The organism is Hylemonella sp. GW821-FHT10B10 (assembly GCF_059415585.1).
On the sequence record NZ_JBWKNN010000001.1, the window covers coordinates 1498855 to 1513625 of the forward strand.

The 14771-nt window shown below is 64.6% G+C and carries 28 protein-coding genes; 4 read left to right on the forward strand and 24 right to left on the reverse strand.

All coding sequences use genetic code 11. From position 1 onward, the window contains the following. Positions 1-19: 19 nt before the first annotated feature. Positions 20-715, forward strand: a complete 696-nt coding sequence (locus AC07NT_RS07285) for a LysR substrate-binding domain-containing protein (protein WP_498597142.1) — start codon at positions 20-22, stop codon at positions 713-715. 13 nt (positions 716-728) lie between these two features. Here AC07NT_RS07285 and AC07NT_RS07290 read toward each other — a convergent pair whose 3' ends face one another. Further along, a complete protein-coding gene (locus AC07NT_RS07290) occupies positions 729-1436 on the reverse strand; it encodes an SOS response-associated peptidase (RefSeq protein WP_498597141.1) in 708 nt (235 codons plus the stop codon). A 394-nt stretch (positions 1437-1830) separates the two neighbouring features. Between AC07NT_RS07290 and AC07NT_RS07295 the strand changes: the two genes are divergently transcribed. Beyond that, positions 1831-2190: a hypothetical protein gene (locus AC07NT_RS07295; protein ID WP_498597140.1), complete on the forward strand. Its 360-nt coding sequence runs from the start codon at positions 1831-1833 to the stop codon at positions 2188-2190. Here AC07NT_RS07295 and AC07NT_RS07300 read toward each other — a convergent pair. The 21 genes from AC07NT_RS07300 to AC07NT_RS07400 all read right to left on the reverse strand — a co-directional run bounded on the left by AC07NT_RS07300 (position 2187) and on the right by AC07NT_RS07400 (position 11605). Further along, positions 2187-2333, reverse strand: a complete 147-nt coding sequence (locus AC07NT_RS07300) for a hypothetical protein (RefSeq protein ID WP_498597139.1) — start codon at positions 2331-2333, stop codon at positions 2187-2189. The genes AC07NT_RS07295 and AC07NT_RS07300 overlap by 4 nt on opposite strands. A 3-nt stretch (positions 2334-2336) precedes the next feature. Continuing rightward, positions 2337-2591, reverse strand: a complete 255-nt coding sequence (locus AC07NT_RS07305; protein ID WP_498597138.1) for a hypothetical protein — start codon at positions 2589-2591, stop codon at positions 2337-2339. Between the two features lie 15 nt (positions 2592-2606). Next, positions 2607-2960, reverse strand: a complete 354-nt coding sequence (locus tag AC07NT_RS07310) for a hypothetical protein (protein ID WP_498597137.1) — start codon at positions 2958-2960, stop codon at positions 2607-2609. Beyond that, the gene (locus AC07NT_RS07315; protein WP_498597136.1) at positions 2960-3289 is read right to left on the reverse strand and encodes a hypothetical protein; all 330 of its coding nucleotides are present in this window, start codon (positions 3287-3289) and stop codon (positions 2960-2962) included. The genes AC07NT_RS07310 and AC07NT_RS07315 overlap by 1 nt, the downstream gene beginning before the upstream one ends. 2 nt (positions 3290-3291) lie before the next feature. Continuing rightward, a complete protein-coding gene (locus AC07NT_RS07320) occupies positions 3292-3915 on the reverse strand; it encodes a glycoside hydrolase family 24 protein (protein ID WP_498597135.1) in 624 nt (207 codons plus the stop codon). A gap of 3 nt (positions 3916-3918) precedes the next feature. Beyond that, positions 3919-4632, reverse strand: a complete 714-nt coding sequence (locus tag AC07NT_RS07325) for a hypothetical protein (RefSeq protein ID WP_498597134.1) — start codon at positions 4630-4632, stop codon at positions 3919-3921. A gap of 5 nt (positions 4633-4637) precedes the next feature. After that, positions 4638-5003, reverse strand: coding sequence for a hypothetical protein (locus AC07NT_RS07330; RefSeq protein ID WP_498597133.1), 366 nt, complete (start codon positions 5001-5003; stop codon positions 4638-4640). Further along, entirely contained in the window at positions 5000-5404 is a 405-nt protein-coding gene (locus tag AC07NT_RS07335; RefSeq protein WP_498597132.1) for a hypothetical protein, read from the reverse strand. The genes AC07NT_RS07330 and AC07NT_RS07335 overlap by 4 nt, the downstream gene beginning before the upstream one ends. Beyond that, a complete protein-coding gene (locus AC07NT_RS07340) occupies positions 5377-5592 on the reverse strand; it encodes a hypothetical protein (RefSeq protein WP_498597131.1) in 216 nt (71 codons plus the stop codon). The genes AC07NT_RS07335 and AC07NT_RS07340 overlap by 28 nt, the downstream gene beginning before the upstream one ends. 1 nt (position 5593) lies before the next feature. Further along, complete coding sequence (locus tag AC07NT_RS07345; protein WP_498597130.1) at positions 5594-5878, reverse strand: hypothetical protein; 285 nt, start codon at positions 5876-5878, stop codon at positions 5594-5596. Positions 5879-5891: 13 nt separating this feature from the next. Continuing rightward, a complete protein-coding gene (locus AC07NT_RS07350) occupies positions 5892-6737 on the reverse strand; it encodes a major capsid protein P2 (RefSeq protein ID WP_498597129.1) in 846 nt (281 codons plus the stop codon). A 39-nt stretch (positions 6738-6776) separates the two neighbouring features. Next, a complete protein-coding gene (locus tag AC07NT_RS07355) occupies positions 6777-6941 on the reverse strand; it encodes a hypothetical protein (RefSeq protein ID WP_498597128.1) in 165 nt (54 codons plus the stop codon). A gap of 92 nt (positions 6942-7033) precedes the next feature. Continuing rightward, positions 7034-7720 (reverse strand): hypothetical protein, encoded by a 687-nt coding sequence (locus tag AC07NT_RS07360; protein ID WP_498597127.1) that lies wholly within the window; start codon positions 7718-7720, stop codon positions 7034-7036. Then, positions 7704-8195: a hypothetical protein gene (locus AC07NT_RS07365; protein ID WP_498597126.1), complete on the reverse strand. Its 492-nt coding sequence runs from the start codon at positions 8193-8195 to the stop codon at positions 7704-7706. The genes AC07NT_RS07360 and AC07NT_RS07365 overlap by 17 nt, the downstream gene beginning before the upstream one ends. Continuing rightward, positions 8195-8443: a hypothetical protein gene (locus AC07NT_RS07370; RefSeq protein WP_498597125.1), complete on the reverse strand. Its 249-nt coding sequence runs from the start codon at positions 8441-8443 to the stop codon at positions 8195-8197. The genes AC07NT_RS07365 and AC07NT_RS07370 overlap by 1 nt, the downstream gene beginning before the upstream one ends. 59 nt (positions 8444-8502) lie before the next feature. Then, complete coding sequence (locus AC07NT_RS07375; RefSeq protein WP_498597124.1) at positions 8503-8685, reverse strand: hypothetical protein; 183 nt, start codon at positions 8683-8685, stop codon at positions 8503-8505. A 44-nt stretch (positions 8686-8729) separates the two neighbouring features. Next, positions 8730-10154, reverse strand: a complete 1425-nt coding sequence (locus AC07NT_RS07380) for a rep family protein (protein ID WP_498597123.1) — start codon at positions 10152-10154, stop codon at positions 8730-8732. Continuing rightward, entirely contained in the window at positions 10154-10411 is a 258-nt protein-coding gene (locus AC07NT_RS07385; RefSeq protein WP_498597122.1) for a hypothetical protein, read from the reverse strand. Before AC07NT_RS07385 ends, AC07NT_RS07380 begins: the two co-directional genes overlap by 1 nt. Before the next feature lie 2 nt (positions 10412-10413). Continuing rightward, a complete protein-coding gene (locus tag AC07NT_RS07390) occupies positions 10414-10611 on the reverse strand; it encodes a hypothetical protein (protein WP_498597121.1) in 198 nt (65 codons plus the stop codon). Beyond that, complete coding sequence (locus AC07NT_RS07395; RefSeq protein WP_498597120.1) at positions 10608-10820, reverse strand: hypothetical protein; 213 nt, start codon at positions 10818-10820, stop codon at positions 10608-10610. Before AC07NT_RS07395 ends, AC07NT_RS07390 begins: the two co-directional genes overlap by 4 nt. Beyond that, positions 10817-11605, reverse strand: coding sequence for a hypothetical protein (locus tag AC07NT_RS07400; protein WP_498597119.1), 789 nt, complete (start codon positions 11603-11605; stop codon positions 10817-10819). Before AC07NT_RS07400 ends, AC07NT_RS07395 begins: the two co-directional genes overlap by 4 nt. 223 nt (positions 11606-11828) lie before the next feature. Between AC07NT_RS07400 and AC07NT_RS07405 the strand changes: the two genes are divergently transcribed. Further along, on the forward strand, positions 11829-12230 hold the full coding sequence (locus AC07NT_RS07405; protein WP_498597118.1) for a DUF3693 domain-containing protein: 402 nt from the start codon (positions 11829-11831) through the stop codon (positions 12228-12230). Here the strand turns inward: AC07NT_RS07405 and AC07NT_RS07410 are convergent. Beyond that, entirely contained in the window at positions 12223-13137 is a 915-nt protein-coding gene (locus tag AC07NT_RS07410) for an adenylate/guanylate cyclase domain-containing protein (protein ID WP_498597117.1), read from the reverse strand. The two genes, AC07NT_RS07405 and AC07NT_RS07410, sit on opposite strands and share 8 nt — an antisense overlap. A gap of 254 nt (positions 13138-13391) precedes the next feature. On the opposite strand from AC07NT_RS07410, the gene AC07NT_RS07415 reads away from it, so the two are divergent. Further along, positions 13392-13733 carry a hypothetical protein gene (locus tag AC07NT_RS07415; protein ID WP_498597116.1) on the forward strand — a complete coding sequence of 114 codons (342 nt, stop codon included), beginning with the start codon at positions 13392-13394 and terminating at the stop codon, positions 13731-13733. A 21-nt stretch (positions 13734-13754) separates the two neighbouring features. Here the strand turns inward: AC07NT_RS07415 and AC07NT_RS07420 are convergent, their stop codons facing one another. Further along, positions 13755-14768 (reverse strand): LD-carboxypeptidase, encoded by a 1014-nt coding sequence (locus tag AC07NT_RS07420; RefSeq protein WP_498597115.1) that lies wholly within the window; start codon positions 14766-14768, stop codon positions 13755-13757. Between the last annotated feature and the right edge of the window lie 3 nt (positions 14769-14771).

The window sequence follows — 14771 nt, forward strand, 5'->3', positions numbered from 1 at the left end:
GACCCTCTATTACGCCCGTGTGTCCCCGGCGTTGGCACTGGTATTGGAAGCCGGGGAGGAGCTGAACACGCTACAGGGGCGACCTGCAGGTCTGCTGAGGGTGAACGCGGCTCGAATCTCTGTAGCGATGGTGCTTCAGCCACTTCTGGCCGGCTTCCTGGCAGAAAACCCGCACGTGCAACTCGAAATCACCAATGACGAGGGATTCGTAGACATTGTTGAGCGTGGGTTCGATGCGGGTGTGCGAATGGGGGAGAGCCTGCACCGGGACATGGTGGCAGTACCGCTGGGCGGACCGATTACCGTGGCCGTTGTGGCATCACCTGAATACTTGAAGAAGCACCCCGCACCCCGGCATCCGGACGACCTAGCGCGCCACAACTGCATTCGCTTTCGCTTCGCAAGCACGGGCGCCATCTACAAGTGGGAGTTTGATGTTGAAGGCAAGCGCGTGGAGTACGAGGTCAAGGGCAACCTCACCATCAGCGACACCACGTTCGGGTTGGACGCCGCACTGGAAGGTGTTGGTCTAGGCTACACCTTTGAGCAACTGGCCGCCCCACACATCAAGGCAAAGCGGCTAAAGCGCGTGCTGACAGCCTATTCGCCAACGTTCCCTGGATTTTTTCTGTACTACCCGAGTAGACATGACCAACCTACTAAGCTGAAAGCGCTTATCGAGTACGTGAAGCGTATTTCAAAGTCACTGGGATGATTGCGGTGCTCGGCTAGAACAACGAGGGCCCTTCGTCTGGCTTCGGTGGCCGAAGAGTTCGAACGCTACTGCTCTTAGGTGCGCGCGGCGGCAAAGGCGCGGGGGCTGCCTCAAGCGGCCCCATCCATGGTCGGAAGAACGAGGGGGCCTCTGACACGGGGCAAGATAGCCATTTGCCGTAGTCCTCGGGGGCGAGAATCACCACCATCCGCTTCTCGTCGTCAGGCCGGTGAAAGTTCTTCATTACCGGATGGCCATCAGCGTTCACCGTAAGCATCGCAAATGTGAACAACTCTTTTCCGTCTGGGCCGCGCCAGCGGCGAAAGATGCCGGCGATGCCCATGGGTAGTTCGCTGGGCTGTCGGATGGCCCAGCGAACAGCCTTGCCCGTCCCCCAGTTGGGCTCGTAAATGAACTCCGCGGGAATGATGCACCGCCAGCCCTTGGCCCAGGATTCGCGGAAGCTCGGTTTGCTGGCTACCGTCTCAGACCGAGCGTTATAGGTCTTGCGGCCCGGGGCAAGCTCGGCAGCAAAGTGCGGCAGCAGACCATACAGACCATCGTGGATGACCCGATTCCCTGACCCGTCCTCGGCCAGCCTAATGAACGGAGCCATGCCCAGGGGCCAGACATCAACCGAAGGTTCATCGCGCTCACGCTCCACACCAAAAAAGGCTAACAACCTGTCCGAGCGTGTCACCGGGCGATAGTTGGAACACATAGCCTTAGAGCGAGTTTGCGTCAGTATGCCTCGTGAATCCGCGCGAGCAATTTGGCCTGGACGTGCATGAGAACTTGCTGCGCAAGTGGGTTATGGCACGGCTACATGCTGTTGTTCCTGGTGGCAGCATCGCCATACCAACCATGATTCGAGCCCAGACAGCGGGTTACCAAGATTTCTTGTCCGGTTACTGAAATTCCGTGGTACCGACATTAGCGTTTTTGTGGCGCCTTGAATTGCATTATTAACTTAATACGATGTATATTATGTTAAGGAAGCGGCGTGGTAAGAAATCACGCTCCGAGCTTGGCATGCTGAACTGCTGGCCCTTTGGCCCCCTGTTCCCGGGATCAAATGTAACAACGGCCTGAACACTCCCACAAGGGAGGCAAAAATGTTCAGAGCACCACGCCCGGCCAGCCTACCGGGTTTCAATCAGATATGCAGCGATCTGGTGGCCACGCCGCGCCAGGTCGCTCACCATCTCGATATCACCGAGCGCACCCTGCAGCGCTACACGGCCGCCGACAGCGCGCCCCGGGCCGTGCTGCTGGCCCTGTTCTGGGAATCTCAATGGGGACGGATGACGGCCGACGCTGAGGCCGCAGAGTTCGGCCGCGTGCACTACGCCCTTGCCAAGAGCCTGGAGCGGCGCCTCGAGCTGCAGCAGCGACAGATGCAGAGCCTTGAGGAAGAACTGTCCCGGCCGAGCCCGCTACGGGCCGCCAATGCGCCGATCTGGAGGCAGGCCTAGGCCTCGATCCCGTCCAGGCGCTGCAGGCGCTTGGCGTGGTGGCGCTGGGTGGCTTTGAGGCTGGCCAGGTCGGCCTTGATGCCGATCAGCAGGCCCACCACGGGCACCAGCAGCAGATTGAGCCAGGGAAGAACGTCACCCATGGCTCAGCTCCCAGGGGGCGGCGCCCGGTGCACCAGGCGGATGACGCAGATCAGCAGGCCGGCCAGCGCTCCCCAAAAAACGAGGTCGCCGTAGGTGATTTCGATGAACACCGCGTCTTTGTTGTGGGTCAGCCAGAGGCCTATGGGCGTGAGCGCGGCCACCAGCGCCGCGAACTGCGCGACGGTTGACACCGCGCCGCCGACGGACTCCCCGGCTTTGCCGGTGAACAGGCCAATGATGAATTGCAGGATGTTCAAGGTGTGCTCCCTCGGTCAGAAATAGCCGTATTGCGTGTAATCGATCATGGGCTCGGGGCCGATGCCAGGCGGGCCGATGCCGACGGGCCCGCTGATGGCCTTGACCTCGGCCGCGGTGCCGGGGTGCGTGACGTCATACAGCCAGCCGCCCAGGGACCAGCTGCCGTCGGCGTTCTTGCCCGGGCCGGCCGGGTCGGTGACCAGGGCGCCGCCCAGGGCGTTCACGCTGGAATAGGCGGCATTGTCCCGGCTGAAGGGGTTGACCAGGTTGCGGTTGCGATACGCCAGCCAGGCCAGCAGCCCTACCCCGCCGGCCACCAGGCCGACCTTGAGCAGCAAGTCGCCGGAGACGGGCGAGACCTTGACCATCAGAACAGGCCGTTGATCTCGTCAGGGTTCCAGCCACTGCCCGGTGCGGGGTTGATGGCGGTGAGGTCCGGGCCGGTGACCTGCGGGGTGCCGCTGTTGGTGCCCAGCCAGCTGCCCAGCTTCTGGCCCAGGCCGTTGAGCAGGGGGTTGTAGGGGTCCTGCTGCGATGCCGGCGGGCGGTAGGCCGTGGCGCCAGCGCCGGCCGGCAGCAGGGCGCCGCGGGCGCTGAGCTGCTGGCCCTTGGCCGGGCGGGTCATAAACCAGTAGGCCCCGATGCCGATGGCGGCCAGGATCAGGAGGGAGTCGGGTTTGAGGTTCATTGCGCTCATGGTCATGCCTCGAAGGTGCCGCCGTTGTCGCGGTATGCGCTCAGCAGCGAAGAGAGCTTGCGCTCGGGTTGGTTGTAGCCGGCGCCCGGCAGGCTAGCCCAGATGGGGGCGATTTTCTGGATGGCCACCTCGATGCGGCCGGCGTGCACGTCGGCCAGGGCGCCCTTCTGGCGGATCAGCTCGAGGGCGGCCGCGTCCTGGCTTTCCGGGCCGAAGTTGGGCAGGCCCAGCTTGCGCTGCAGCTCGTCCCAGGTGCGGGCGAGGAATTGGTAGCGCCCGGCGGCCGAGGTCTTGAGCTTCTGGCCCGCCTTGTTGGTGAACTCGAAGAGCCGGCGCGGGTGGTCCGCGAAGCTGTCAAAGATGCCGCCCCCGAAGAGCATGCGGTAACCGTCGGGCGAGTTGGTCCCCTCGGAATACGCGATCATGTCCAGCACCGCCCGCTCGTTGCGCGCGGCCTGGTCGACGGGGGCGGATTCAAAGTAGCTCATGGGGTCAGCGTTGTTCCAGAGGTCCTCGAGCGTGCCGGCGGTCTGGTCCGGCATGTCGTCCTGCAGCGAGTCGCCCTGCCCCCGGCGCGAGAGCACGAAGGCGGCAGCGAGGATCGCGGCGGGGAGTAGCCATTTCATGGGTCACAACAGGGTGTAGCGGCAAGCACGCGCGTAACCCGCCGATCCGGCCGCCGAGGAATAGAAATACAGGGCAAGGCCGGCAGCGATGCGCTGAGGCTGACTCATGGCAATGTTCTGGATCGTGTTGCCAGTCACGGGGGCATACTGAGACAGCGCGATCACCTCGCCGTCAACCACGCTCCCTGGGGCCGTGGCTTTGGCCACAAAGGACTGCATCAGCGCGCCGGCCGACAGGTCTTGGGCATGCGCAGAATGGATGATTGCGCCGTTGGTGTTGGAGGCCGCCGAAAAGACCAGCACCGACCCAGCGCCGAGCGTGGCCGTGCTCGACCAGGGCGTAGCGGCCACCAAAGGCCGCGTCAGCGTGTTAAGGCTGGCCGGGTTCAGGTCGATCGACTCCAGGGCGGCCAGGGTGCCCGCGCTGAGGTCGAAGGTGCCGAACATGCGGTTGTCGAAGTACTCCGACGAGGCCACCAGGATCACGCCGCTATTGGGCGCGCCGCTGGTGTCGCGAATCGTGAGGCGGTTGAAGGGCAGCTTCTGGAAGCCCTGGCCAGCCAGCAGGCCCGGCGCTGTGCCCTTGCCCTCGACGGTGACCTCGATCGTGCCGGTGGAGCTGAGCACGCGGAAAAACTCGCCGCCGCCCGGGATCTGCTGGACGCCATCGGCGGCCAGGTCGAAGTTGTAGGGCTTGAAGGTGAAGGGTGTTTCCATGGTGCTCACTTTTTGAGTGCCGTGATGGCCACCAGGCCGGCCAGGGCCACGGCGCCGATCAGGATGTAGTCGGTCATCTCCCCCCGCCCCTTGGCCTCGTTGTAGGCGTCGGCGACCAGCTTGGTGGTGGAGTTCAGGGCCGAGATCGAGGCGTTTTGGGAGACGGTGGCGAAGTCGAACGCGTTCTTGATGGCGCCGCCGTCGAGGACGTTGATGGTGTTGTTGTCGCCCGAGGTGGCGGTACCGCTCTGCAGGCTGATGCGGCTGTCTTTGTTCTCGGTCTTGTTGGTCGACGTCGAGGCGCCGCCGCCGCCGCCCATGGGGCAGGCGCGACCGCCCAGGCTGTGCCGATGTTCGAATGAGGGGATCATGGAAGCGCCTTGTGCATTTCAAAGCCGGCGCCCTTGACGCCGGTCACCACGTAACCGAGGGACTTGGCGCGGCGCACCAGGCCGGGCCGGCGGGTCTGGAAACCCACCACGCGCAGGCCAGAGAGCCGGGCGATGCGGCAAAGGGCCGCGTCGGCCGCCAGGTACATGCGCTGGCCACTGCCGGCCGCGCCGTAGCACCACAGGGCGCCACGCTCGGGCCCGACGCTGAGCACCAGCTCGCCGTGCGAGGTGTCCATGCGGAAGCACTTCCCTGCCCAGGCCATGGCCTCGGGCGTGGCAGAGCCCTCCGGGTCCACGATGCCGGCGGCCTTGAAGGCTTCGGCCGCGACCTGGTGCGGGATGGCCTGCAGGCCTATCGACGTTTGCGCATCAGGAACCACGCGAGGCCTCCCACAGCGGCGGCGATCACAGCCCATTTGAGCGTGCCGGTGGCATCGGTCGAGATGCCGCCGGAGCCGTAAGTGATGTTCCAGCCCGAGCTGTCAAAGCCCGAGTTACTGCTCGCGGTGGAGGGACCGGCAGCGCCGCCCGCCCCGCCCGAATAGCTGGCGCCAGCAGGGAGTGCCATGTCAGGCCTTCCTGCGCATCAGCCACCAGGCGGCAGCAACGACCACGGCCACCAGGGCCACGGGGCCCAGGACCACGCTGGTCTGCACGTTGCTGATGCTGGTGCCTTGCACGCCCACCGCACCCGTGCGGGTGTCGATGGTCTGGTACTGGCGCGGGTAGTTGACCGGGTTGCTGTCGTCGGTTGCGTAGGTCTGATCCGGGATGCCGAAGGCCCCCGAGATCAGGCTTACGAAGTTGCGCGACGTGCGCTGCTGGTCCTGTTGCTGGACTGCATCGATGGGCATGGGTTACCCCCGATCAGTACGGTGCCAGGGGCAGCAGCTCTTCGGTCTCGATCGTGATGGTCTCGCCGGCAGAGAACCTGGCGTACAGCTGCGCGCTGCGCACACCGCTGGACGGTCGGGTGTCCCACAGGCGGCCTTCCACCTGGCCATCCTGCACCGGATCGAAAACCACCAGGCCGGCCTGGGGCGTCTTGAAGTTGTCCTTCTGCGCCGCTTCCAGCTGGGCCTTGGTCAGGTCGAACTCGGTCACACCTTCGCGCAGCGCCTTGAGGTTGGTCAGGTTGCTGCAGTAGATGTAGATGCGACGGAAGGCCGAGCCACCGCCCGAGGGGTCCAGGTGGGGGACCAGCAGGGCCACGTCGACGCCGGAGGCGCCGATCACCTGCACGGCACGGTGGCGGCGGGCGATCAGGAACCGGATGTGCTCTTCGGCCTTGACGTTGTTGGGGGGCGAGAGGTCGGCCATGGCCACCAGCGTCGGGGTGGTGGCGCCGGCAATGGTGACCTCGACGCGCAGGTTGGTGATACCGGAGTCGGCCGACAGGTCCAGCGCGCCAGCCTGGCGGGCGTTGACGGTCACCGCCTTGCGGTCCATCAGGTCCAGCGTGAGGATGGTGACGTCACTGGCGCCGCCGTTGTACAGCTTGGCGCTGTCCAGCTTCGAGCCATCGGTCTGGATGATGGCCTTGTTGTTGGCCTTCACCTCGATCAGCGTGATCATGGACTTGGTGAAGGCGCCGCCGCCCAGCACAAAGGTGATTTTCTCGAGCACGGAGCCGAGAAACTTGTTCATGTCGCTGTAGGCCAGGCCGGAGGCCGCTACGCCGTTGAACGGGTCGAGAGGGATTTGCTTGTTCATGGGATGCCCTTGGTCGAGTGGAGTTCGGTGCGGTGCGGCTTAGACCACGTCGCCGACCAGGGGGAACTGCTTGAGCAGGATCACGGTGGCGGCGCCGTAGCAGCCGGCCTTCACGCGGGAGTCCTTCACGAAGTGCTCGAGGGCCCACAGGCCAGCCAGCACGGCGCCTGCCTTGACATAGGGGTTGGAGAGAATCGCGTTCATCGTCTGGTCCTTCAAAAGGGTTGGTTGAGCGATGAACAGAGGTTCCTGCGGTCAAGCGAAACCGCGAAACAGGCCCCCTAAGGGCGAGCGCCTTAGGGGGTTCTGGCGGACTTGCCGCGTGCCGAACTTTTTTTGCTGGATGACGTGGCCGGGGCACCACGGACCGGCTCGAAAGACCCGGGGCGGCGCTCGATCCAGTGCCAGTCGGGCAGCGCCATGATCTCTTCGGGTCTGCAGTTGACCGACTTGGCCATGAGCTTGGCGTCATCGAGGAAAGCGAGCCGCCCGGTGTGGATGATGTCGGCGTTGCTGATGATGGATTTGTCCACCTCGGCGGGGCGCTGGGCATCGACCACGATGGAGATCCACTTGAGCTGCCCGCCGTGCTGGTACTCGCGGCCCACGTTGACGCAGCGGCGCCAGCCATCGGGCGCACCGCCTGCTCGCGTCACCTCGGGCAGCTCGGGAACGTACATGCCCAGGCGACCGGCCTCCCACGCTGCACGGCAGAACAGGTCGAACTGCTTGGCGATGGGCATGGTCCCGCTGTGGTCGACCAGGTAGCGGCTGGCGAAGCGCGGGGCCTTGAGCGACTGGATGAAGGCCGGCAGTGAGGTGTAGGGCGTGCCCAGGCCGGTCAGGCCCGGGTCGTTCTTGAAGTCCCACACCATCAGCCGCGGCCATCGCTGCGCCTCGACGTAGCGCCGGCACCAGTGGGTTTTACCGGTGCCGCGCGCCCCGAAGGCGACAACCGTGAGCGCCTTACTCGAGCTGGCCATCGGGCGGTGCTGCTGCAGCCGGCTCGCCAGCAGGCCTCTCCTTGGCCAGGCGCACCTGGGCCTTCTCGTAGGCGGTGTACAGGCCCATGCCCAGGGGGAAGCACGCGACCACGAAGCCGGCCAGCTCAGGGTTGCGCCCGGCGACCTCCATCAGCGTGGCCATGTACTTGCGCGCCAGGGGGACGGCCGCCGCGGCTGGCGCCTCGAGCACGTCATCGGGCCACTCGTCGCGGATCTCGGGGATGTGCTTGGCGATGACCGTGCGGGCCACCTTGAGCAGGCCCAGCAGGACCTTCTGGATGCCCTGCTCGAGCACGGCCTGCTGCTGCGCGGCTTCGGCCTCTGCCGCCGGATCAGGTGCACCAGGCGTGCCAGGTGCGGGCGGGGCGGTCAGGCCCTGCTCGGCTTCTTTGGCCAGGCTGTCGAGGCCGGTGGCCGGGGCGGTGGTGTTGGGTTTGGTTTCAGGCGTGGACATTACCGGCCTCCGAGTTGGGAAAGATCAAAGCCGCCGCTGGCGGGCTTCTTGGGCGGAGTCGCCGGGGCGGTGGGTGCCGGTGGCTCACTGGGTGAGCTACTGGGGGCCGGCTTGGTGGGCTCGTCGCCCTCCTCCGGCTTCATGGCGGCGCGGATCGACCGCGCGGCCTTGGTGCCCTGCTGGGCGTAGGCGCTGAAGCCACAGAAGCCGCAGCGCATGGACAGCGCGCCGCCGCTGGTCACTGTCACCGGGACTTCGCGCGTGCACTCGAGGCCCCGGCAGGCCAGTGAACCGACGGCGGCGCCCATCAGCTCAGCACCTCGAGCTCGTCTTGGTGGAAGGTGGCTTTCACACCTTCGCCGAAGTCGACCTCGACGCGGTTGTCCGCCGGGCGCGAGATCGAGGTGCCGACTTTGCCGGCGAGTTCGCTCTCAGCCTCCTTCTTGACGCGCACGCCCTGCTGCATGGGGATTCGGTTGGTATCGCTCATTTGGGTTTACCTCAGGTTGTTGCCGGGGACCGCCCGGCGCGGATTCAATCCTCGGTGGCCTCCACCGGGTGGTAGCGGTACTGGGCCGGGGCCTTGATGTGCCAGTGCACGGCCTGCAGCACCTCGCCAGAGCCACGGAAGCCGGCCTCCCCTGCCCTGCGCTCGATCCATGAATCGATCAGGTCCTGCGCGATGAAAATGTCCGCGCACTCGGTGGTGACGTAGGTCAGGAAGGCGCCCAGCAGGTTGGCCCGCGTGAGGCTGGAGAACTGCCCCTGGCTGATGCTGGCCACGTTGACCTCTTCGGCCTTGGCCGGGGAGCCCAGCTCGGCCGCAATGTCCGCATCGTCCAGCTCGGCCACGTTGAAGTGCTTCTTGAGCCCCGGTGACCAGGTGAGCATGCGGCGGCCCTTGAAGGCCTCGGCGAACTCGCGGAACATGGCGCGCGCCTGGATCGAGTACTCGCCCTGGGCGTCGGCGATCTCGAGCAGCTGGAACGGTGAGAAGTGCTGGTAGCCGGCCTGGGTGCCGCGCACGCCGATCTTGGCGTAGGTGCTGGCCATCTCGCGGGTCAGGCCCCAGTGGTCCTCCCCGTACTTGGCGATGTACTCGGCCGCCTGGTCGCCACCGCGCACGTTCAGGCCGTGCTTGTACACGTCGCTGCCCTGCTCCTTGGTGATCGCGCCCACCTTGAGCAGGATGCGCACCCACTCCAGCTTCAGCACGTCAATCTGCCGGCTGGACAAGTCGCCCTCTTCGCTGGGTGCGCCCTCGCCCAGGCCGCCGCGATCGGTCAGCACCAGCATGTGGAAGTGCGGGTGCCAGCCATTCCAGCCCACGGTGACCTCCAGGCCGGTTATCGAGCCGATGCGGCCGGCGGCCTCCATGGTGTCCTTCCACTTCCGGCAGTTCTGCAGGCGCTTGCGGGCGTCCTGCAGCCGGTCCACCAGCTCGATCAGGGGCTGATCGGCGGTGTGGGGGGTGGTGCAGCTGAGCAGGTAAACACCACCTCCGGCGCCACAGTGACGCTCAACTGCAAGCTGCAGCTCTTGCCTACGAGCTTCACTGATCTGGGCAGCGCAAACCGGACAGGTCCAGCCCAGCCCGCAGGTAATGACCCCTTCCAGCCTCGCGCCGGTTGAATCTCCACGGCGAAGAACTGGTAGGCGTTCGCCCTCAGCGCGATTACTGCCACGGTGGCACCAGCAGGTTGCATGTTGGTCCTTCCAGTTCAGGCCCTTTTCGTAGAGGCACGATCCGGCCAGGCGGGTGAGCTCGAACCGGCGCTGCCGGCGGGTGACCGACTCCAGCACCTGGGCCACGTCGCGGGCCTCCCTGGGCTTGCGCTTGGGCCGGTTTGGGTAGACCGTGGACGGGTTTTCCGCCTGGGGCGTGTGTACCGATTTCCCATTACTACCGAGAGTAGATGGCAGGGCCTCGGCGGGCCCGTTGAACAGGGGTGCGGTCATCAGTGCGCCCTGCCCTGCCGGGCTTCATCGTCCAGGCGCTGCAGCAGCACGTTGAGCTGTTCCCCGGCCCGCTTGGCGAACTGCTGCAGGTCCGGGCGGCCTTCGAGGTTGCGGTACACGGCGCGCAGCCAGCCGACGCAGCTGGTGGTGATCTGCTGGGTGCACTGGAGGTCGTGGGGGTCGATGGATGGCCGGTTCGCGATGTGCGCCAGGTAGGTGGCGTGGATCGGGTCGGTGGTGGGGGTGCGGGTGCGCATGGTCAGCCCCTCCCCTGGCGTGATGCATCGACGGCCTTGGCCACCGTGCTGGCGGCCTCGGCGAGTGCCATCAGCAGCTCGGGCTCAACCACCTGGTGCATGGCCGGGATTCCGAAGGTCAGCAGCCGCACGTGCGCCTGGTCGCCGTCGTCCTCGAGCTGGATGGACTTGGCGGCGTCGATCGGGATGGTGTGCTTCATGCCAGCACCTCCAGCACATCGAGCGCCAGGCTGGCGAGGACCAGCACCATGCCCGAGAGGAATGGCACATCGCAGAGGTACGCGCTACGCGCGATGACCACGGCAGGGTTTCGAGCCTTGAGGTACTCGAAGCGCCGGAAGGCTTCGCCGATCAGGATGCCGACCAGCAGCAGCGCCAGACCGAGCCACATCAGGAGGGGGGTGCTCATGACTCGAGACCTTGAATATCAAAGACACCCGGTTCAACCTCCACGGCCGAAGACCCCGCGCGCTGCTCTGCCTTAACGGCAGTTGCAGAGCACCGCGCAGCCTCTTCGCCCAGCGCAGCGATGAACCGACCGAGCTGCCATTGCTTTTCAGTAAGGCGGGCGTCGGCGTAGGCGGCGGCGTAGGCGGCGGCGTCGGCGGCGGCGTAGGCGTCGGCGTAGGCGGCGGCGTAGGCGGCGGCGTAGGCGGCGGCGTAGGCGGCGGCGTCGGCGGCGGCGTAGGCGGCGTAGGCGGCGGCGGCGTAGGCGGCGGCGTAGGCGGCGTCGGCGGCGGCGTAGGCGTCGGCGTAGGCGGCGGCGTAGGCTTCACGGCAAGCTCGGCGGGCCTCGGCAAGCTCGGTTGCGGTGCACTCCCCGCGTGCGAAGGCGCGGGCCATGGCGATGCAGTCTGCTGGGCGGTGATCGTCGGGCCGACGCTTCAGGAAGATGGGCAGGGCGTGCTCGGCGAAGTCACAGGCCAGCAGGCGGGCGAAGCGGTCGAACTCGGGGCCGCGGTCCACGGCATTGCGCAGAACCCAGATGGTGTCGTCCAGGCCGTTGGACTCGGCGATCAGGGCCAGCGGGATGGGCCGGTCCATGCCGAAGTCTTTGGGGGCCTGGCCGAACTGGTCTCGGACGTACTCGGCGAGCTTGCCGTAGCCTGATGGGCAGGCGTCGGCAGCGTGCAGGCGGTTGAAGGTGGTGACCAGGTGGCTGGGCCAGCCGGTCAGAGAGATGGCTGTTTTCATGGGATGGCACTCCTACAGCGCGCCGGCCCTCAGGGTGTCCCCCCTGGCCAAACGCTAGGGAGAGTGCCGGCCCGCCCGGGTTTAATGGATCCGCAGGGGAGACGGCTGGAGAATAGTCCGACGCGTCAGTCTAGTCAAGCGCGTCAGTCGGCCTGAGGTCAATTGACTGTTGACGGTCAGCTGCAATTGACTATCCTTAGGGCCATCCCCTAAGGAGTGCCCCATGAAAGCAGCAGATTGGATCGATCGAGTGAAAACCGCCCGTGGCTGGGAGAGCGATTACAGGGTTGCTAAGGAGCTGGGCCTCAGCAAACAGACCATCGGCAGCTACCGTGGCAAGGTTGCAACGATGGATGAAGAAGTTGCCTTGAAGGTGGCCCAAACACTGGGTATTGATCCAGCCATCATCCTGGCCGACCAGGCCATGGAGCGCGCTAAGAACGACGAAGCGCGTACCGCATGGGCTGATGTATTGAAGCGCCTGGGCGGCGTGGCGGCCGGACTTTTTGTCGCAGTCGGCATGGGTGCAACCCCTGCGCCCTCCTCTGCAGCGCCCTCTGTAGGCGAGCCCGGAATGTATATTATGTTAAGTAATAAATACAAAATAGCAAATGCCATCAGCTAACCTCAAAACTCACGATCGGCGCACTGGCATCTGTAAATGACGCGCCCAGCGCAATCAGACCCTTGCCATGCAGAACGCACTCCTCGCGACGCAACAGCAATTCCGAACGGGCCCCGACAAAACGGATCCAGGTGCCGTAGCTGCTCATGTCGATCAGCATGATGCGGCCATGGCGCCATTCAAGCCGCGCATGGGTGCGCGACACACGGGGATCGGCAACGACAAATTCACAATGCCGGATACGGCCTATGTGCGCAGGCAGCTCAAAAGCACGGAATACCCGCTTCTGATCACCCCAGGCCAAGTGGACCTCCTGGCCCAGGGCATCGGCCTTGGCTGCCTTGCTCATCGGATCCAGATCACCCTGCATGGTGATGAAATCGGTAGACTGGTCTTCGTGCCATTCGACCTGGTAAACATGGCAGGGCTCGACACGGCCTCGTACGCTGATGGGGCCCAGCGGCCGGTAGCGGATGCCATTGGCCCGGCTTGAATAGTCAAGATCGGGGCTTTCCGCCCAGATCTCGTGAGGGCCGGCCAAGTCACTCAAACGGGAGGCAATGTTGACGGCATCGCCGTAGCAGTCACCGTTGACGATCTCCACTTCACCGGTGGCCACCCCCACGCGTATGGGCAGGTGCTCAGCCAGGGGCTGCTGCAACAGGTTCTTCTGGTGTTCGCGCTGGAGTTCGACAACGGCATTGACGGCCACAGTGGCGTCGGAAAACACGGTCAGGACGCCATCGCCCAAGGTCTTGATGACCTGCCCTCCCCGAGCTTGCAGCATCTCGCAAATCCAGCGCGTCAGCTGGGTCACTGCACGTGTGGCCCTGATATTGCCTAGTGACTCGAAAACGGAGGTGCTGCCGGTCAGATCAGTGAAAACGACGGTGGTGTTGACACCCATGCGCGGACTTGATTGATTTCTTCTGTAGACAGTTTAGGGCATAGCCAGATGCTTGGATACCGAGGCCTACCCTCATCCTATGCAGGCTGGACAAGCATACAGCCCTACAGTGTTGCTTGATGTATCTTGGGTAAATTATTGATTTACATGTTGTTTCTGGATGACATTCAGAGCATAAATCTGTTGTGGGAAATCCGCCGCGAAATTACCCTGCGAAAGTCGTTGAGTCTGTCGATCCCAACATACAAGAACATATGAATAAACTGGCCAGCCAATTCATCAGCAGCATGCAAGGCATGTTGGGGCGCCCCATGGTGGAGGAGAGCCACGCCACGGTTCGCATAGAAGACATACGACAAGCCATGCTGGACTCTCTCGGTGACGAGGGCTGTACCAACTTCCCGCACATTGAGCGTCGTGTGCTCTTTGCCCCCGATCTGCAAGGCCTGTGGTATCTGCGTGCCGACGTAATGGTGGCCATTTCGTCTCTTCAAGGCGAAGGAGCGGCCAATCAGAAGATTCGGCTGATCACCGGCATGTTCGAAGGCCTCTTGCCCAAGGGCATGATCTCGCGCCCCGGCGCCCTGAGTCGCTAGGCCAGCGGCTTCGCTTCAGTTTCAGTGCATGTGGGCGTGCTCACCCCAGAGCAGCAGCGCATCACGCCCCTGCACCACCAGATCACAAGACTGTCCAACCGGCAACAACACCTTGGTCGGCACATGACCGAAAGGCAGGTTGCTGAGGACCGGAACCTTGATCTGGCTGCGCAGCCAATTGATCACCGACTGCAGTTTGAAACCCTTGTCGTGCGGCACCAGCTTGTAGCCGGTGAACTGACCCAGCACGATGGCCTTTTGCCGGGCCAGTACGCCCGCATGGAGTAACTGGCTCAGCATGCGCTCGATACGGTAGGGGTGCTCGGCCACATCCTCCAGAAACAGGATGCCATCCTTCACCGTCGGGAAATACGGCGTTCCCAGCAGGGAGCACAGCACCGCCAGATTGCCACCCCAGAGCACGGCATCGTCCACATGAAAATGGGCGGCGTCACCCAGCCGACGGGCGTGATAGGTACCCGCCTGGGCGATGTCAGCCTCGCGCTCCTTGGGCTGACGCCAGCCTGCGCCCTCCCCCTGCCCCTGGACCATGTCATCGAAACAGGCCTCCATGATCTCGTCCGGGCCACCCTGCCGACCGGCTCCATGACCGTCAGCGGCGTCGGACCGATCACTCACCCCGAAGCCCTCGCACAAAGACGGTCCGGCCCAGGTGACCGATCCCGACTGGGCCAGCACCGCCAATTGGAAAGCGGTGAAGTCGCTCAGCCCAACAAACTGCATGCCTTTCTGAATTGCCTTGGACACGCGTTTGTAGGGGATGCCGGGAAGGATGCGGCTCAGCCCATAACCCCCGCGCGAAATCATCGCTACGTCGGCGCCGCTGGCGGCCGCGCGCTCAATGGCGGCCAGACGGGTGGCGTCGTCGCCGGCAAAACGCTGATGGCTGGCCAGCGCCGCTTCATCGACCTCGACCTCATGCCCCAGCGTCTGCAGGCGTTTGACCCCACGACGAAAGGCTGCCTTGTCGCGCACGGCCCCCGAGGGGGAATAGATGTAGATATGTTTTTTCATGTC

Excerpts from the sequence above, each read along its gene's own strand:
- AC07NT_RS07290 (WP_498597141.1), bottom strand. The coding sequence starts at position 1,436 with ATGTGTTCCAACTATCGCCCGGTGACACGCTCGGACAGGTTGTTAGCC.
- AC07NT_RS07295 (WP_498597140.1), top strand. The coding sequence starts at position 1,831 with ATGTTCAGAGCACCACGCCCGGCCAGCCTACCGGGTTTCAATCAGATA.
- AC07NT_RS07300 (WP_498597139.1), bottom strand. The coding sequence starts at position 2,333 with ATGGGTGACGTTCTTCCCTGGCTCAATCTGCTGCTGGTGCCCGTGGTG.
- AC07NT_RS07310 (WP_498597137.1), bottom strand. The coding sequence starts at position 2,960 with ATGGTCAAGGTCTCGCCCGTCTCCGGCGACTTGCTGCTCAAGGTCGGC.
- AC07NT_RS07315 (WP_498597136.1), bottom strand. The coding sequence starts at position 3,289 with ATGAGCGCAATGAACCTCAAACCCGACTCCCTCCTGATCCTGGCCGCC.
- AC07NT_RS07320 (WP_498597135.1), bottom strand. The coding sequence starts at position 3,915 with ATGAAATGGCTACTCCCCGCCGCGATCCTCGCTGCCGCCTTCGTGCTC.
- AC07NT_RS07325 (WP_498597134.1), bottom strand. The coding sequence starts at position 4,632 with ATGGAAACACCCTTCACCTTCAAGCCCTACAACTTCGACCTGGCCGCC.
- AC07NT_RS07330 (WP_498597133.1), bottom strand. The coding sequence starts at position 5,003 with ATGATCCCCTCATTCGAACATCGGCACAGCCTGGGCGGTCGCGCCTGC.
- AC07NT_RS07340 (WP_498597131.1), bottom strand. The coding sequence starts at position 5,592 with ATGGCACTCCCTGCTGGCGCCAGCTATTCGGGCGGGGCGGGCGGCGCT.
- AC07NT_RS07345 (WP_498597130.1), bottom strand. The coding sequence starts at position 5,878 with ATGCCCATCGATGCAGTCCAGCAACAGGACCAGCAGCGCACGTCGCGC.
- AC07NT_RS07350 (WP_498597129.1), bottom strand. The coding sequence starts at position 6,737 with ATGAACAAGCAAATCCCTCTCGACCCGTTCAACGGCGTAGCGGCCTCC.
- AC07NT_RS07355 (WP_498597128.1), bottom strand. The coding sequence starts at position 6,941 with ATGAACGCGATTCTCTCCAACCCCTATGTCAAGGCAGGCGCCGTGCTG.
- AC07NT_RS07360 (WP_498597127.1), bottom strand. The coding sequence starts at position 7,720 with ATGGCCAGCTCGAGTAAGGCGCTCACGGTTGTCGCCTTCGGGGCGCGC.
- AC07NT_RS07365 (WP_498597126.1), bottom strand. The coding sequence starts at position 8,195 with ATGTCCACGCCTGAAACCAAACCCAACACCACCGCCCCGGCCACCGGC.
- AC07NT_RS07375 (WP_498597124.1), bottom strand. The coding sequence starts at position 8,685 with ATGAGCGATACCAACCGAATCCCCATGCAGCAGGGCGTGCGCGTCAAG.
- AC07NT_RS07380 (WP_498597123.1), bottom strand. The coding sequence starts at position 10,154 with ATGACCGCACCCCTGTTCAACGGGCCCGCCGAGGCCCTGCCATCTACT.
- AC07NT_RS07385 (WP_498597122.1), bottom strand. The coding sequence starts at position 10,411 with ATGCGCACCCGCACCCCCACCACCGACCCGATCCACGCCACCTACCTG.
- AC07NT_RS07390 (WP_498597121.1), bottom strand. The coding sequence starts at position 10,611 with ATGAAGCACACCATCCCGATCGACGCCGCCAAGTCCATCCAGCTCGAG.
- AC07NT_RS07395 (WP_498597120.1), bottom strand. The coding sequence starts at position 10,820 with ATGAGCACCCCCCTCCTGATGTGGCTCGGTCTGGCGCTGCTGCTGGTC.
- AC07NT_RS07400 (WP_498597119.1), bottom strand. The coding sequence starts at position 11,605 with ATGAAAACAGCCATCTCTCTGACCGGCTGGCCCAGCCACCTGGTCACC.
- AC07NT_RS07405 (WP_498597118.1), top strand. The coding sequence starts at position 11,829 with ATGAAAGCAGCAGATTGGATCGATCGAGTGAAAACCGCCCGTGGCTGG.
- AC07NT_RS07410 (WP_498597117.1), bottom strand. The coding sequence starts at position 13,137 with ATGGGTGTCAACACCACCGTCGTTTTCACTGATCTGACCGGCAGCACC.
- AC07NT_RS07415 (WP_498597116.1), top strand. The coding sequence starts at position 13,392 with ATGAATAAACTGGCCAGCCAATTCATCAGCAGCATGCAAGGCATGTTG.
- AC07NT_RS07420 (WP_498597115.1), bottom strand. The coding sequence starts at position 14,768 with ATGAAAAAACATATCTACATCTATTCCCCCTCGGGGGCCGTGCGCGAC.